The sequence below is a fragment of the Indibacter alkaliphilus LW1 genome, from assembly GCF_000295935.2.
GTDB lineage: Bacteria > Bacteroidota > Bacteroidia > Cytophagales > Cyclobacteriaceae > Indibacter > Indibacter alkaliphilus.
Genome location: NZ_ALWO02000030.1, coordinates 13,569 through 31,085 on the forward strand (window position 1 = coordinate 13,569; position 17,517 = coordinate 31,085).

Annotated in this window: 10 protein-coding genes and 1 pseudogene; 8 read left to right on the forward strand and 3 right to left on the reverse strand. The window is 37.4% G+C overall.

Annotated features, from left to right (window positions below; genetic code table 11):
• Positions 1-44 precede the first annotated feature (44 nt).
• The 4 genes from A33Q_RS08050 (at position 45) to A33Q_RS08065 (ending at position 8,203) form a co-directional block, all read left to right on the forward strand.
• Positions 45-1,610: a RagB/SusD family nutrient uptake outer membrane protein gene (locus A33Q_RS08050; protein ID WP_040490257.1), complete on the forward strand. Its 1,566-nt coding sequence runs from the start codon at positions 45-47 to the stop codon at positions 1,608-1,610.
• A gap of 4 nt (positions 1,611-1,614) precedes the next feature.
• Positions 1,615-2,550 (forward strand): metallophosphoesterase, encoded by a 936-nt coding sequence (locus tag A33Q_RS08055; RefSeq protein WP_009036190.1) that lies wholly within the window; start codon positions 1,615-1,617, stop codon positions 2,548-2,550.
• Between the two features lie 807 nt (positions 2,551-3,357).
• A complete protein-coding gene (locus A33Q_RS08060; protein ID WP_009036189.1) occupies positions 3,358-6,534 on the forward strand; it encodes a SusC/RagA family TonB-linked outer membrane protein in 3,177 nt (1,058 codons plus the stop codon).
• 10 nt (positions 6,535-6,544) lie between these two features.
• Positions 6,545-8,203 (forward strand): RagB/SusD family nutrient uptake outer membrane protein, encoded by a 1,659-nt coding sequence (locus A33Q_RS08065; RefSeq protein WP_009036188.1) that lies wholly within the window; start codon positions 6,545-6,547, stop codon positions 8,201-8,203.
• Positions 8,204-8,362: 159 nt separating this feature from the next.
• On the opposite strand, the gene A33Q_RS08070 is transcribed toward A33Q_RS08065, so the two are convergent.
• The gene (locus A33Q_RS08070; protein ID WP_009036187.1) at positions 8,363-8,971 is read right to left on the reverse strand and encodes a DUF6624 domain-containing protein; all 609 of its coding nucleotides are present in this window, start codon (positions 8,969-8,971) and stop codon (positions 8,363-8,365) included.
• Positions 8,972-9,062: 91 nt separating this feature from the next.
• Positions 9,063-9,302, reverse strand: a complete 240-nt coding sequence (locus tag A33Q_RS08075; RefSeq protein ID WP_009036186.1) for a hypothetical protein — start codon at positions 9,300-9,302, stop codon at positions 9,063-9,065.
• 51 nt (positions 9,303-9,353) lie between these two features.
• On the opposite strand from A33Q_RS08075, the pseudogene A33Q_RS21830 reads away from it, so the two are divergent.
• Positions 9,354-9,545: pseudogene (locus A33Q_RS21830) on the forward strand (JAB domain-containing protein); the annotation flags it as partial.
• Positions 9,546-9,797: 252 nt separating this feature from the next.
• Here A33Q_RS21830 and A33Q_RS08080 read toward each other — a convergent pair.
• Entirely contained in the window at positions 9,798-10,529 is a 732-nt protein-coding gene (locus tag A33Q_RS08080) for a LytR/AlgR family response regulator transcription factor (protein WP_009036184.1), read from the reverse strand.
• 153 nt (positions 10,530-10,682) lie between these two features.
• Between A33Q_RS08080 and A33Q_RS08085 the strand changes: the two genes are divergently transcribed.
• From A33Q_RS08085 to A33Q_RS08095, 3 genes are all read left to right on the forward strand, one after another.
• Positions 10,683-12,983, forward strand: a complete 2,301-nt coding sequence (locus A33Q_RS08085; RefSeq protein ID WP_009036183.1) for a GAF domain-containing sensor histidine kinase — start codon at positions 10,683-10,685, stop codon at positions 12,981-12,983.
• Positions 12,984-13,334: 351 nt separating this feature from the next.
• Positions 13,335-15,644 carry a T9SS type A sorting domain-containing protein gene (locus tag A33Q_RS08090; protein WP_160169344.1) on the forward strand — a complete coding sequence of 770 codons (2,310 nt, stop codon included), beginning with the start codon at positions 13,335-13,337 and terminating at the stop codon, positions 15,642-15,644.
• Positions 15,645-15,647: 3 nt separating this feature from the next.
• Positions 15,648-17,324 (forward strand): histidine kinase N-terminal 7TM domain-containing protein, encoded by a 1,677-nt coding sequence (locus tag A33Q_RS08095; protein WP_009036181.1) that lies wholly within the window; start codon positions 15,648-15,650, stop codon positions 17,322-17,324.
• The last annotated feature ends 193 nt before the right edge of the window (positions 17,325-17,517 follow it).

Consider the following 17,517-nt stretch of genomic DNA (forward strand, 5'->3'; position numbering starts at 1 on the left):
AGCTGAACCATTTCAGAATTCTTTGAATAAAAATTAACATGAAAATGAAAAATATACTAAGTGCTTTACTATTACTGGGACTACTGTCCTGCACGGACCTTGATGTGCCTATAGAGTCCAGCTATACTTCAGATGTGTTTCCAAGATCAGACGCAGAGTTTGCCTCCGTAACCGGGCCTGTATATGTACAGCTGAGAAACAATATAGCCCTTGACTATTATTACCTGCAGGAACTGACAACAGATGAAGCAGTCCTTACTGCCAGAGGAGCAGATTATTATGATGGGGGAAGGTACATACAGCTAAATCTACACACTTGGGATGAAACACACCCCCATATCAATTCCACTTGGACCTGGGCGTATAGGGGCATCAGCCTTTGTGGTGAAATACTGGCCGCCCTGGAAAATGCCAGTGAGGGTGAAATAAGGGACAGGACCGTAGCAGAAATCAGGACCATGCGCGCACTCTATTATTTCTTTGTGATGGACCTGTTTGGAAATGTTCCTATCAGCCCTGAATATGGGGAGCTTACACTACCTGGAAATTCAGACCGAAGTGCAGTTTTTGCATACCTGGAAAATGAAGTTTCAGAAGCTTTGCCTTTCCTGTCCAAAGAAATCGGGACAGCTACATACGGGAAACCAACTTATTGGATGGCCCATGCGCTTCTTGCAAAAATGTATATCAATGCTGAAGTATATACAGGGACAGCTAAGTATCAAGAAGCAGTGAACTCCATTAACATCATAATGAATGCCAGTGAAAACGGGGCCAACCAGCCCTTTGATCTTGAGGAGAATTACTTGGAAATGTTTGGCTTTAATAACGGACCACATATTAAAGAGACCATTTTCGCAATCCCATTTGATCAAAATTTTGGTGCCAATGGGATGAGGTTAGGGAGATTTCCTTTGCATCCACTTTCCAGAGTGAATTTTGGATTGCCGACTACCATTAGCGTTGGTAATTGTCAACATACCTGGGCAGATTTTTACTATTTATTCGAAAAGGATCCAGAGGACATCAGAAATGGGATTTGGTTGGTCGGACACCAATATTATAATGATGGTAGCCCCATGATGGATGGGGATTACCATGTGTTTTTGGACCCTGAGATTGCATTTGTGAATGTGGAAACCTTTGATAGAGGGCGATCTCCACAACAGATTGCCCAAGGAGCGCGAAATGTAAAATACACACCAGACCCAACATGGACTTCAAGCAGAGATTCCAGAAATGATTTCCTACTGTTCAGGTATGCCGACTTTGTCCTGCTAAAAGCAGAGGCTTTGCTAAGAGGAGCAAATGACCCAATGGGCCAAAACCCTTTGGAGCTAGTCAATCAGGTCAGGTCAATCCGGAATGCCAGCACCTTGGCTGCCATTGATCTGGATATTCTCTTAGAAGAAAGAGGCAGGGAAATGGCTGGCGAAACCTGGAGAAGAAATGACCTGATCAGGTTTGGGAAATTTGAAAGTGAGTGGGGGAGAGATGCTGAAACCAATTTACCCGTGAAAACCAACAATGAAACATACAGAAGGGTTTTTCCCATTCCTCAAGGTGAACTGGCAACCAACCCTAAATTGATTCAAAACCCCGGATATTAAAGTTATGCTGAAAAGGTTATTAATTTTCTGTTTGATATTTTCAGGCTTGGTATTAAGGGTAGAATCACAGACAATTGACCCAACTGTTAGATCCAATAAATTCATAGTTATTGGTGACTGGGGGAGAAATGGAGATGATCAGCAGCTGGAAGTTGCTGATCAACTTATCCATCAGGTGAAAAAATATAAACCCGATTTTATCATTTCATCAGGTGATAATTTCTACCCTAATGGTGTCAGAAGTATTCATGATCCCTTGTGGAAACATTCATTTGAAGATATTTATAAAAGCTATCATCTTCAGATAGATTGGTACGCTATTTTAGGAAATCATGATTACCTCGGTGACCCGGATGCTCAGGTGGAATACTCCCGCATTTCCAGAAGATGGAACATGCCTGAAAGGTATTACTCCAAAACTATTCCAATAAAAGGAAGTAGGAAAAAGGCTTTGTTTATTTATATTGATACCAATAGCCTAATACCTGAATTTTATGCCAATTCTATCTACGGTCCCAATGTTGCCAAGTCAGACTCCTCAGCCCAAAAAAAGTGGATGAAGAAACTCATTGAAGAAGAAGATGACGAAATTGCCTGGAAAATCGTAGTAGGTCATCACCCTGTATATACAGGTGGAAGGACCAATGGTTATGATACCAGGTCCATTAGAAAATCATTGGAAAATTTGTTGAGGCATTCAGAAGTAGACCTTTACATCAGCGGCCATGACCACAGCCTTCAATACCTTGAGCATAACGGCATCAAACAGGTGATTTCTGGGTCGGCATCAGAAGTTACCCAAAGTGATACGCTGCCATATACAAAGTTCACCGCATCAGAGGCAGGCTTTATCCTGTTTTCCTTGACTGAAGAAAAAATTGAGTTTGATGTCATCAATAAGAGTGGAGTAACGCTCTACCATAGCAAAATCGAAAAGTAGTCTTAAATGTATTTATCTATAAAGTGTTTTTGACTATTATTTAAAGTTCCGGATGATTAAACGTTTTCATCCGGGATTTCTTTTAATCGAAAGCCAAAATTTTGGATAGAATAACTGTTTCAAATCACACAAAATCCAACTGCGAATTTCAAAACTATTTTGACCCCACCTCATTCTTGGAAAGCAATTATATCTATTCAATAGGTTTGGTTTGTTCATTCAGTTTAATAAAACTTTTATTGATTTTTACTGATGTATAAGGATCCAAACTTAACTTAAAGTTCTACTCCGATTCATAATAGAACCTACTGTATAAATCAATTTTTGTTCCTGATATAAGCTTATCTTTTATATGAACTGAACTCATGGATAATTGACCTTCCAAATAAAAACAATGTCATTTAATTGAAAAAATTGTTTACACATATTCACTTTGTTGAAAAATTTTAATATTACCAATTATTTACTATTAAATATTAATTAAGTTTTTTTCTGATTTTTTGAAATAACCTGCACATAAAATAAAATAAGCATAACCTGAACTGGTATAAATGCAGTGTTTATTTAAAATAGATTTGCAGGGTGATATCTGATTAGTTCACCGTGTTCTTTAAAACCAAATTATCAAGAATTTTTTAGTCTAAAGTTTTGGGGCTGTGGCTATCAATATCATCGCTTGAAAGAATGTCTGAAAAATCTAATCCTATGTAAGCCTATGTAACAAACAAAATAAGAAAACCGGGCTGCGCCAACAACCCGGTTAAAAATTAAGCTATAAAACGACTTATAACATTAACATTTAAATTTATGAATTTTATTTTACTTAAAACCAAGTATACTGCAATCAGTAGCTTGGGGATAGTGCTATTTTTGGCACTTATCTGTCATTCATCTTTCGCCGGGAATCTAAGCCCGATATCGAAAGGTTCTCCGGATACCAATAACCTCTTTTATCAAAAGGAAGTCAGGGGAAAAGTCCTCGATGCAAAAAGGAATGAACCCGTAGTAGGTGCTTCTGTATTCGTTCCCGAAACCAATATTGGTACTATTACAGACCTTGAAGGGGAGTTTTTGATCATGGTCCCTAATGAGACCAAGGAACTTGTCATCTCATACATAGGCTTCAGAAGTCAGCATGTTGCGATAAGCAATGAAACTTCAATCCTTGTATACCTAGAAGAAGAAGGAGACCTTCTGGAAGAATTTGTTGTAATGGGCTACGATGTCCAACGAAAAAAAGACCTGACAGGTGCTGTTGCGGTGGTCAATATGGATGAAATTAAGAATATTCCGGTGGCCAACGTTGAAAACATGCTTGCAGGTAGAGCCCCAGGGGTACAGGTACTCTCTGATAATGGTCCCGGAGGAAATGTTTCAATCAGGATCAGGGGGTTTGGAACCGTCAACAACAATGATCCGCTATATGTGGTGGACGGTACACCAATCTCAGGTGGCCTCAATTCAATCAACCCCCAGGATATTGAGTCCCTGCAAGTACTCAAAGATGCTTCTGCCGCTTCCATTTATGGCTCAAGGGCTGCAAACGGGGTGGTTATTATCACAACAAAAAAAGGAAGGAGCGAAGAAACTTCAGTTAGCCTGGATGCGTATTCCGGGATTCAACAGGCCTTCAATTTGCCAAGAATGCTTTCAGCCCAACAATATGGAGACATGCTTTGGCAGGCATCTTTAAACGATGGAAGAAATCCAACTTCGGATATTTATGGAAATGACCCTCAAAGGGCACAGATTCCAAGTTTTCTGAACCAAGCTGAAACAATTCCTTCCGGAGATACCGACTGGGTCAGAGAGATTTTTCAAAATGCCAAAGTGAACTCTTATAATTTGAATGTGTCCAAAGGGGATGAAAATTCCAGACAACTGCTCGGCCTTGGATACTTTAATCAGGAGGGAATTATCAGACATACCGGCTTTGACCGGTTTTCAATAAGATACAATTCAGAATACAGAATAAAGAACCGCATTACCATAGGTCAGAATTTTACCACATCTCTGACTAGAACCAATGATGTTGGAATCAATAGCTCCCTTGGAAGTATAGTTTATGATGCTTTTCAGTTTCCCTCAATCGTGCCGGTAAGGGATAACCAAGGGAATTTTGCAGGTAACCCTCTTAATGATATTGCCAACCCTCTGGGCTCATTGACCAGACAAAAGGACAATACCAGAAACAGGATAAAAGTTCTGGGCAATATTTATGGAGAAGCCGAAATCCTTAAAAACCTTTCTTTCAGAACAAACCTTGGTCTGGATTATGAAAACTACAACAGAAGGGCATTTGCCCCTTTGTATGATGAAATTTTATCATTAAGAGTAGTAAACAGCCTATCCGATAACAGCTCATTTTATTATCAGCTGGCATGGACCAATACCCTGAATTATAATATTGAATCAGGAAAAAACAGACTGGATTTCCTTCTGGGACAGGAAGCCATTGAACAATACGCTGAATCAAAATCTGCATACAGGGAAGGATTCCTCTATGAAGACCCAAATTTCAGGTACCTGAGTTATGGTACAGATAACCAACAGAATACAGGGGTTGCCGACCAATGGAATTTACTTTCATATTTCGGTAAAGTAAACTATTCCTTCGCCGATAAATATTTGCTTTCTGCAACAGTAAGATATGACGGAACCTCAAGACTTTCCAATAATAAATGGGATATTTTCCCTGCGTTTTCAGCTGGATGGAGAATAAGTGAAGAAAATTTCATTGACCTGGGAAGAAGTGTCAATGAGCTGAAAGTCAGGGTTAACTGGGGGATGACAGGGAATCAGCAACTTCCTGCATACTCAAGCCTTGCAAGCTTTCAGAACAATATCCATCATTCCAACTATGCCATAGATGGTGCACAGGAAAGTGTTGCGATAGGTCTCGTGGAAACAAGAGTAGCTAATGCCAACCTGACCTGGGAAACTACTACTCAGTCCGGAATTGGTGTAGATATAGAGCTGTTTGAAAACAGGTTGTCTGTTTCTATGGATTATTTCAATAAAATTACTGACAATCTTTTAGTATATGCTCCAATACCACCAACGTATGGAGGAACAAATGACGGCGTTTGGACAAATGGCGGAAAAATGAGAAATACAGGGCTTGAGATCGGTGCAAAATATTCCGGAAATGCAGGAGCTTTGTATTACAACCTGGGTCTGAATTATTCCTTCTACAGAAATGAACTCATGGAGCTCAGTGATGGAGTAAGTTATCTTGGAATTCCAGGCTCTTCCCTTCATTCTGTTAATTTTGGTCAGGAGGTGTCCCGAACTTTGCCCGGACAGGCCATTGGCTCCTTCTTTGGCCATGATGCCATAGGTATTTTTCAATCAGTGGAAGAGGTTGAGTCTTACGGTCTACAACCGAATGCCCAACCCGGCGATCTTATTTTTAGAGACGTAAATGGAGATGGGGTGATTGATGCCAATGACAGGACTGTAATAGGTTCTCCCCATCCCAAAGCAATTATAGGATTTAATGCCAATTTCTATTACAAGAATTTTGACCTTAACCTCTTCTTCAACGGATCTTTTGGTCAGGATATCTATAACCTTACCAAATACAAAACCCACTTCTTTAACCAGTCTGCTTACAACAAATCTGTTGATCTATTGGGAGCATGGACCCCCGAAAATCCGGGAGCTACAATCCCAAGACTTAGCCTTGATGATCAAAATGAAAATATCAGACCCTCTTCATTTTTTGTGGAACAGGCATCATTTATCAAGCTGAACAACCTGCAAGTTGGGTACAACATTCCTCCTCATAAACTGGGAGGACTTGAACTTAGGGTTTATGGACAGACAAACAACCTCTTTACCCTGACCAATTACAGCGGTATGACCCCTGAAATCGGCCTTCAAAATTACTCCAGCTCCAATAGAAACCTGGACATTGGAGTGGATAGAGGTGTATACCCTCCCTCTAGAACAATAATTCTTGGGCTCAATATCAAACTTTAAATAAAGAAAAATGAAATCTTACAGAATAATAATCTTATACATTTTAGGAGCAATGCTAACGTTGGCATGTTCCCCTGAGTTTTTGGAAGAAGTCCCGTTTGGAGAAGTTTCTCCCGCTGAAATGACCAGGCCTGAAAATGTGGAAAGAGCCATAATTGCTGCTTACAGCGTATTGAACGGTCAGTTTGACAATGCTACAAGTGGCTTCAATTCCCCCGCTTCCAACTGGAGCTTCGGGGATGCCGTTTCCGATGATTGCTACAAAGGAGGAGGAGGTACAGGCGATCAAAACCAGATCCACCAAATGGAAATCTTCAATACAACGCCAGTCATAGCCGATATCCAAAGAAAATGGCTGGCATTGTTTGAAGGTGTAAAAAGGACAAACTATGCATTGCACCTTTTGGGAAATTCGGAAGGTTTTAATGCGCAGTTGAAAGATATTAGGACAGGAGAACTGCTGTTCCTTAGAGGTCATTATTATTTTGAATTGAAAAAAATCTATAAAAATGTTCCGTTTCTGGATGAAGAGGATATCGAAATAGACTCATTCTACAAAGGCAATAAAGATCTTACAGATACAGAGCTTTGGTCAAAAATTGAAACAGATTTTAGAAATGCCAAAAACCTTCTTCCGGATAGCCAACAAGACATAGGCAGGCCAAATCGCTACACTGCCTCAGCCTACCTTGCTAAAACATACGTTTTTCAGAAAAAATGGGATGAAACCATTCAGGAAGCAGATGAAGTAATCAATTCGGGAAAGTATAGACTGCTGGATGACTTTAGAGAAGTATTTCTTCCGGAAAACGATAACAGTGAGGAAATAATTTTTGCAGTCCAGTTTTCCGTAAATGACGGAGAACCAAGACATTTTAACGGTGCTATTGGGGATAGACTTTCAGCTCCGGGAGGCCCACACTATCCGCAATATGGCTTTCACAGGCCAAGCCAAAACCTCATAAATGCCTATAAAGTTGATCAATCAGGTATTCCTGTTGCCGGAAATAACCTTTCTGAGCAGGATTATGTGGATCCAAGATTGGACCATACGGTGGGTAGACCAGGTATTCCTTACCTAGATCTGGGGATTAATTATGAAGCTTCTTGGGCAAGAGACCTGAGTACTTATGGCCCATTTGCTCCCAAGAAAAGAATTGTATCGGCTTTGTCCAGTCTTCAGGTAAAGGTATGGCCCTATATCAGCTCCCTTAACTATTATGTGATACGATATCCGGATCTCTTACTTTGGAAAGCAGAAGCCTTGGTGGAAACAGGAAATTTGGAAGGGGCCAGAGAATTGGTGAACCAGGTAAGGATCAGGGCCAAAAATACTAAGCCTGTTTTGGCTCTGAATAGCCAAATGCCTGCAGCCAAGTATGCCATAGACAGCTACCAAAGCCCATGGAACAACGCAGATGTAGCCAGGAACGCAGTAAGGTTGGAAAGAAGACTTGAACTTGCCATGGAAGGACATAGATTCTTCGATCTAGTCAGATGGGAGATCGCTGATGAAGTAATGAACACTTACTTTGATTCAGAGAAAAATCTACGCTCTCACCTCACTAATGGAAGGTTTGTCAAAGGAAAACATGAGTACTTTCCTATTCCACAGCTATACATTGATATTGTTGGGAATGAAAACGTTATCCAGAACAGCGGGTATTAGGGTTTTACATATTTTGAAATTCCCAAGCGAAGTGTCAATGCAGTTTGTAAAGCACCTTTCTTTTAGAGAGGTGCTTTTTTTGTGTTATTTCTAAAGCCCAACCTTTTTTCTTTCAAGGCTTTTCTCAATATCAACTTACCTGACTTCCCTATTCCCCACTTAATTCTTTTGTTTTATCCAACCTACCTGTTTCTTCCAGGATTCAATTTCCTTTTTTCTTAGTTCAAAATCTGAAGGAGGTATCTGGTTTTCATTTTTTACCTGATTTCTCATGAGATCGGTCTGTTCTTCCAAGGAATTAAAGCCAATGGATTTTCTTCTTTTATTTACTCTTTCCAGGCCGTCATGGGGGGATGGATGTAATAGTCCTTTTTCATCCCAATCGAACTGTGTTCCGTATAGTTGTGGTTTTCCTTCAAACACAGCTATCCTGTCCATAAGATAAGCCATTTGTCTTCGCTCCTCCAAAGTTTGCTTCACCTGTTTGCCCATCATTGTCAGGCATTTTCTCATGAACTCCGGTTTACTGATAGCATGTTGGATAATTAACCAGGCTGCTTCATTGGCTTCCTTCCCAACTTTTTCCATGCTAGGAAATCCAATGGATTCAATAATTTCATTTAATTGATCTACATTTTTTATGTGCAGGGCTTCCATTTCTTTGTTGTAACCCTTGTGGAGCTGTTTGCTTTGAATAAGCCTGTTCCTCAATGCCATATCAGCATTTTTCAGTGCAATTATTTTTTCAGCTGCAGATCTAATATCCATGTTGGAGTAATGATGGGGGTTGATTTTATTTTAACTCAAGAGACTGGTCGGTTCTAGGTGAAATTTATCAAATTCTTACAGGTTTTTGTACTCATTTATTTACAATATTAATCCCCTGAAATTCCAGCTCTTTTAATTTCATCCCCGCAAGCAGCAATTGATCCGTTTCTATGCACTTCCTGATTTCTTCCATAAGCTTTAAGAGTGACTTTCCTTTATTGATCCGCTCAAAGGGAAAGGGATCCGGATTGGATGAAATGATGCTGTCCAGCCTTTTATTGACCTGTATTTCTTTTTCATCCATAAGGGTAAGTATTTCGAAAATATCCATTGTTAATATTATTGACTTTTTTGTGTCTATATTTTAAATATTATTTTTTGTTTGGAAAACCAGAGCTGCTCGATGGTCCTGGTCCACAACCATCCCTCAGGAAATATCAGACCCTCAGAGCAGGACAGAAGACTGACCAAAAAACTCTCTGAGGTCGGGAAGCACCTGGTCATCATTGTGCTGGATCATATCATCTTTACAGACTGTGCCTATTTCAGCTTTGCTGACGAAGGCATGATGTAAAGGAAAGGGGAGGAAGGCTCCCTTTTTTACTTTTAAAATAGGATTTAATTAACAAATTGATAGCTGTAATTTCGGACTCTCAACGATAGAAAATGGATATGAAAAAGAGATCAATTATCAAATTGAATTTGACTTCTTATTAGAGAAAAGCATTTTGCTGTTGTTTTAAAGGATAAATGTAAAATTGGTTGAGATTACACTATTCAAATTTATTTCCCTGTGAATTATAATAGAGGTTATTACAGCTTAACCCTATTCATTTAACTTTTGAATCATTTTTTGAAGCTCAGAATGGTAGTTTCTGCCTATTGGAATTACCTCTTCCTTTATCTTTAATTCTTTGGCACATAAGGCATCAATTCTGTTTAGATTAACAATGTAAGATTTATGTACTCTTTTAAAGTCATTCTCGGGAAGATTTGGGGCAATATCTTTAATTGGGCTCCTGAGTGTGAAATTCTGGGTATCAGTGATAATATGTGTGTAGGTGCCTTCGGTTTTAATATACTGAATATCTTTGATTTTTATTTTTTTTAACCAACCTCTATCTCGTACAAAGAATGTATCATCCCCGTTTTTGGAGTGAGAAATTGAATTACTTGGCTGCTTTTCAGTGTAATATTTGCTTAAGACAAGCTCTATGGTTGTCGAAAGGGTTTCCTGACTGAATGGCTTGATAATGAAGCCTTCGGGTTTAACTTCTTTAACCCTTTCTATTATTTCGGCATCCGAAAAGGAAGTGACAAAAATTATCGGAATATTAAGATTGTTTTTTATTTTTTTTGCAAGCTGCACACCATCGAGATCTCCTTCTATTCTGATATCCATCAAAATCAGTTCTGGGTTGAAACGGTTTAAATGGGATTCGATATTTTCACCTGAGCTGAGTGATTTGACTACATTATAGCCATTCAATTCAAGAAGTTCTTTTATGGTTTCTGAAAGTAGAATATTATCCTCTATTAACAGGATTTTACTTTTCATAACTGATTTAAGTTGTTTGATTACTTATTTTGCGTCGCAATTTAATTTTTAATCATTGAAATGTTAATATGTAATAATATAATACTTTTTATTATTTACGAAGTAAGGGGTATTAGAGGATTTAGTAAGTTAAAATATTTGAAGAAAGAAATCATGCTAAGTAAGTTTGACAGCGAGGATTATGCCTTTGATACTGAGTCGGGAGAATTGATAAAAATGAGTAGAAGACTCATTTATGTATTTGGAGAAGAAATTAAAAATGTCCTTCAGAATATTGACAGCTTCGAGACGGCACTTTTCGATTATAAAAAGCATCCCATAACAAAAAAAAAACATTCTATAGAACAAGGCAAGGAATATAAATCTGACTGCCTAATTAAAATTGGGAATGATTTTTTAGAAATAAGGGATGTTTTCTGGAGAGATTTTTCAAATGGGCAAATCAAAGGAAATTTATTCTTAAAAGATGTTAGGGAAAATGACACATTAACTTGGGAAGCAATTCTTATGAACCTTGATAAATTCCCTAATCCTTTTATGATTTTTGACAGTCAACTTCAGGAGGTTTTACTTGCCAATAGAAAAATCATAGATTTAATACCAATCGAACTATTGGATATAGAAATTTGCCCCCCTATTTCAAAATTCTTCAAGGACCATGATTGTTATTTGAAAATTTTGGATTGGTTAAAAGGCTCGGAAACATTTTTAACTGAGTCAGTACATTTAAAATTGGGTGAAAATCAATCCAAATGGTTTAAAATTGAAATGCATAAAGTTTCTTTAGATGGTTTAAGCTGCGTTTCTGTAAACCTGATTGATATTAACCCAATAGTCGAGATTGAAAAAAAATTAACCCGATCGAATAAATTACTAAATGAACTGGTTAAGATTCAACAAAAATTTTTAGAAGCTGAGAAATTTGATGAACCTTTTTCTGAATTGCTTCAAATCATCTTGGGGCAGTCAGATGCAAGTATGGGTTTTATAGGAAGAGTAAATATCTCAGATAAAGTAAGGCTGAAGTTGGATGCTGTTTCTGATTTCTCCAATCACTCAATGAAATCGAAGAAATTGTTTAACTCATTTAAAAACAAGGGCTTTTTATTTGAGCATCCTGACAACTTTATAGAAGATAGCATTCTTAGCAAAGAAGTGTTAATCATCAATAATTTTCCTTCAGGGAGAAAAATTGATAATGAAATTATGGGACATCCAAAGTTGAAGAACTTTATGGCCATCCCTATCCTCAATGAAAATGAAGTCGTGGGTCTGATAGGTCTGGCTAATAAAGTTAATGACTTTGGACAGGATGATGTTGATACACTGGAACCTTTACTTTCATTTTACAAGACACTGATCAATGTGGTCAGGATTAGAGAAGAGAGCTCTGAATTCAAAAGACTGAAAACAGAGAAGGAGTTTTTGTTAAGTTCTACGCTTGAGAATACACATGACCTTATTTTTATATTGGATGAGGACTATAATGTTGAATTTTTCTCTAATGCTTTCTCTGTGATCCTAGGAGAGATGGCTTCTTCTAAGATTTATGACATGGTGCAAAGGATTCTACGTAGAAAGTCAATTGCAGGTAAAAAAATCATCAAAGTAAGAGAAGAAATAAAAAATCCATCCAGCAGCATTTGGTTGGATTTGTCATTGGATATCATCAGAAATGATAATGGAGAACCCAAGAAGCTTTTGGGAATAGCAAAGGATACAACAGATATGGTTAACTACCAGAAAAAACTGGAAGAAGCCCTTGAAAAGGAAAAAAATATCAATTCATTCAAATCCCAATTCTTATCTATTGTTTCCCATGAGTTTAAAACACCATTGACTATCATGAAGTCCAGTTTGGATATTCTTAATATCTATGCTAAGTCCATTGATCAACCGACAGAAGTTAAACCCAAAATCTTTAAAAAGATTTTGAAAATAGAAAATGAAGTCAATATGCTGAACAGACTTGTGAATGAAGTTTTGAGGCTGGAATTGATGGAGTCTGGAAACTTTTCAATAAAAAAGAAGAAAATCAAAACCGGAGCATTTATTGAAAAAGTTGTTGGCAAGTTTAACTTGGCTGATAAGGTAAAGCTTTCAAATAATATCCCATTGAATCACGAAGTAAACTGGGATCCGGTTTTGATGGAAAGTGTTATAGAGAACCTGATTGAGAATGCAGTAAAATATGGAGGGGATAAACCATTTGATTTTCGGTCCTATCAAGATGGCGGACAGGTTATTCTTGAAGTTGAAGATTATGGTATAGGTATTCCTCCAAACGAAGTAGAAAATATTTTTAATCCATTTTACCGAGCAAAAAATTCTGAGAATTTCAAAGGAACCGGTTTCGGTTTAGTTGCAGTTGAAAAATTTATTTTCCAGCATGATGGTCATATTAAGGTGAGTTCTAAATTGGGTAAAGGGACCAAATTCATAATAGTAATTTAATGTTTTATCTTTTTTTATTTCAAAAAAAATATTTAATTATTGATTAAAGGTTTTTAATTAGTCGAAGAGTTTAGAATACAATTTGCAACATATTAAATTTGTTCGCAAATGGCCTATTTCTGGTATTAAATAATTACCTCTTGTTATTATAGATAATTTCACCTCTAAAAACACTAATTTAACATCTCCTTTTATGAAGTTTATCGCCTGATTTGTGGGTTTTATTTTCAGAGGTTTTTCTACTATTTTGTTGGGTATTTTTTAGATCTGATGATTTATATCTTAGCTCAAAGATGCTGAGGGTATATGATTTCTTCTTTTAGACCAAAAATATTACTTAAATACAGTTTGTTGCTATTATCATTTGTCGATTTATCGATTCAAAGGGTTACTGCTGAGAAAGTTTATGCAAATCTGGTAACCTATACTAGTGGAAATACACAATCAAGTTTACTAGGTTGCGGTTCTTTGGGTTTAGCTCCCTGCTTTAAACCTACGGTAAATAATCCCTTACATGCGATTTCAAGTGAGTCCAATTTTGCAAGACTGTTGGCAAGTCCAGGGCTATTGGTGGGTTTGGGAAATTTCGAAGGTGTTATTGAACTTGAATTTCCTTCAACGAGATCGGCAAACAGTACAGTTTATATCCGCATAGGTCAAGAAAATGGCCTTCTGGACTTTTTAATAGGAGGAAGTCTTGGTGAAAGTCTTGCAGGGTTGGCTGGGTCCTTATTGTTTGGAAACCAAATAGTAAGTGTGCAAGCGAGGAATGGAACTTCAGTAGTAGGAACCTTTTCCAGTAGTTCTGATTTTGGAAGTGATAGGGCAAAAATAGCGCTTGATAAGAATGGGGATTTTTACATGGCTATCACACCAGCCTCTGAGTTTAACCGTGTCAGGATCGTCAATTCAGCCAGCTCGCTTGCCGGACTTGGTTCAGAGTTTACCCTGGATGTATATCATGCCTTTTATTTTTCAGAATCCAATTGTGTGACTCCTGAATTCACCTCCTTTGATGGAAGTTCCGGATTGGATTTGCAATTGCTTCCTTCAAATCAGAACCTTGGACAAGCCATAGATGGAGATGTTGATACCTTCTCTGAGTTCTCATCAGGTTTGATTGGAGTTGGACTTACATCCCACCTTGTTCAACACGTGTATTTTTCAGGGCCTAGCCACCAGAATGATGACCTGAACCTGACTTTCAGCTTTTCTAATCTACTGGCAAATGTGGGTTTGTTACAAAGTGCATTGGAAAGTGTACAGATTGAGGCCTTTTTGGAAGGGGAGTCTGTATACATTGAGTCTTTGGATGTTTATGAAGTGTTAGGTCTATTGGGCATTGCAGATTTGGATTTATTAGGACTATTAGGTGACTATGGGTATATACAGATACCAATAAAAATAGACAGCCCATTTGACAGGGTGTCAGTAACCTATCAGTCATTTATAGAAATTAATGCAATAGGCGGTTTTAGGCTTCATGATGTTTCAGTTTCTTACGGTTTCCCAGAAACATCAGAGGATTTTTCGCTATCTCATGAAATCTGTTCTGGACAGGATCTTTCAATTTTGACACCTGATAATCCGGATATGATATTCGAATGGTACGATGCTCCCTTTGGAGGAAACCACTTAGGTACCACCCAAGCCGGAGAATGGTTGGATTTTGAGAATGTTGAGGAAAGTATTGGCCTCTACGTAAGTGCTAAAAGAGAGGGGTGTCTTCAGGAATCTGTAAGGGGATTTGTTAACGTTTCTGCATTTGAAAACCCAAGTCCGGTAAATATAGAAATCGAACCACAAGGCGAAGCCAGTATTGATGATTGGGGAAATCTTGTTTATGAAGAAGGTAGCGGTGTTGTTAGGTTGATTCCCTCATACAAGGAAGCGTTGGGCGGTAATTTTACATGGTTTTGGGATGAAGATTTGTTGATACCGGTTATCAATGGCTACACAGATGATGACGGGGTTCAGTACTTTCTGGATGATGGAGAAGTTTTTGAAATACATAACCCAGTATACAAGGACGGAGAGGACGCATATACTTTTTTTGTTGAATACCTGACACCCAGTGGCTGTTATACAAGTAAAGAAGTTTCATTTGAAAACCTTTCCATCATTCTGCCGATTGATCCGGTCATCGATTTTTCAGCTCAGATGTTAAATCATTTTGAAATAGAGCTGAGGTGGAAAACAGAAGCAAGGTATGGAAAGCTATTCTTGGAAAGAGCTGATGATCAATTGGATTTCAAATTACTGAAAACCATTGATATGAATTTAGTGTCCGATTCAAAATACAATTATAAAGATTCAGATTTCCATATAGGAAACAACTATTACAGGGTCAAATATTTAGACCATTTGGGGCATGAGCATTTCAGTGCCTTACAAAGAGTTTTCGTGCCAGATGACCTTGATTTAAAAGTAGTTGTATTTCCTAATCCTTTTACTGATCAGATCAGCGTCAGTTCGAAATATTCCGAAAAGGCGTTTGAGCATTTCAGCTTAACTACTGTTCAGGGAGAGGTAATAATCTTTGGGAAGTTAAATAATCAGGCTACAGTTTTAGACCAACTCAGCTACCTGTCCAAAGGGATTTACCTCCTCCGGTTAATATCACCAAGCTCCACCAAGACCATTAAACTTTTAAAGAATTAACATATGGAAATAAATGTAGTAAGCATCTTATTGGTACTGATTCCTTTATTTTTGAATTTGGTGTTAGGTGCTTATATTTTATTAAAATTCCATAAAGACGATCAGAATAATGTCTTTTTATTGTTTTTGGGAAGCTTGATTTCCTGGCAACTTCTGGAAGTCTTAATTAGGCTTCGGATCAATGAAGAAAGTAAGTTTTTGATAGACTCTTATTTGTGCTTTGGCTGGATTTTTTTAGGTGCTTTTTTATTACATTTTACAGTGCTTTTGGTCAGGTCACCATTAAAAAACAGGAGACTTTTTTTTGTAATAAACTATGGAGTAACATTTATATTTTATCTGTTATATATAAATTATCCGGAACCTGTTGCTTTTAGTTATCACCCATTTTTTTCCGATATACCTGTAACCAGACCAGGTTCACCTGACACATTTAAAAGAGCTTGGATCATTCTCCAAGTATTTTCGGCTTTGTTTATAATGGGATATTTTATAAAGAACAGTTTAAGGCAAAAAAGACAGTTAAATCGGGTCAGACAAGTTAGACTGGTTTTTATCGGTGTTTTGATACCTGCTATAGTAGGTTTTTTTACACAGTGGTTGCTTCCGTTGTTCGGTGTCGAAGACATTGCCATAACGGCTACATCCATGACAACCATTTCAGTTTTTACTTTCTATGGGATGGTCAGATATAACCTTTTCAATTATTTTGAACATATTTCTTTTGAAGAAGTATTTAAGAAAATGAAATCGGTGATGGTTCTTTTTGACAGTAATCTTAATGTTCTGCTCCAAAATGAATACACCAGTACAATCACAGGAGTTGAAATATCTTCGGAGATAAATTTGAGGGAATTGCTGGATGACAAATCCAGGCTGGCTTTGGATTCAGCGCTAAAGAGTCAGTCTAAATTGAATGAATTGATAGAGCTGCTGATCAAAAATAAAGAGGGTAATGAAATTCCGGTTGAGGCGTCTGTTCATAAAATAGGCGTTGTAATGGGCAATGAGCTGTTTTTACTTTTAGGAAATGATATCAGAGAGACTTTTCAGTACAAACAAAAACTTATGGTTTTCAATAAGTACTTTAAGTATTTTCTTGAAGCCTCTAATGAATCTTTTTTCGAGCTTAATCCTTCAACCAAAGAAATTTCTTGGAATGATACCGAGTTCAAGATATTTGGAGAAGAAAAAATAGAATTATTGTATTCATTTACAGGTTTGGAAAGGTTTTTCAATGATGCTAATCCAAATTGGGAATTTGTAAAACTCAAAAACTGGATCTATGGTATGAATAGAAAGCCTATTTCTTTATTTTTTAATTTCAAAAAATGTAATGGGGAGCATTTATATCTTAGCCTGAACGCAATAAAAGTAATAAATGACCAAAAAGGTAATTACAGGGTAATAGGTACTGTTAGAGATACAAGCTCTGAATATGAGTACTTTAAAAAAGTTGCTGAAAAAGACGTGATTTTAAGGGAAATTGCCTGGATTCAATCCCATCGGATAAGGGCTCCGCTAGCGAATATTCTTGGCTTGGTATGGATGCTAAAGACAGATAGGGATATTGAATTGGAAGAAAGAAATGAACTGTTGGATGCACTGGAACTCTCTGCTGAAGAATTGGACAATGTCTTAAAAGATATTGTTAACAAAGCTAATGAAATTGATGCTTAAGTAACCCGAGATTTAATTTTTGGAATGAAATTTCATATTGGTTTTTCCTTAAAGGTTTTGCATAGTGTTGTTTTTTAAATAGAGGTTTTATATCGGACTATCTTTTTCATGTATCCCAATAAATAGTAGCAAATGGATCAAAATCACAAACTGCTTCACTCCTTTTAAAAATAAAAAGGGAAATTAATATCCG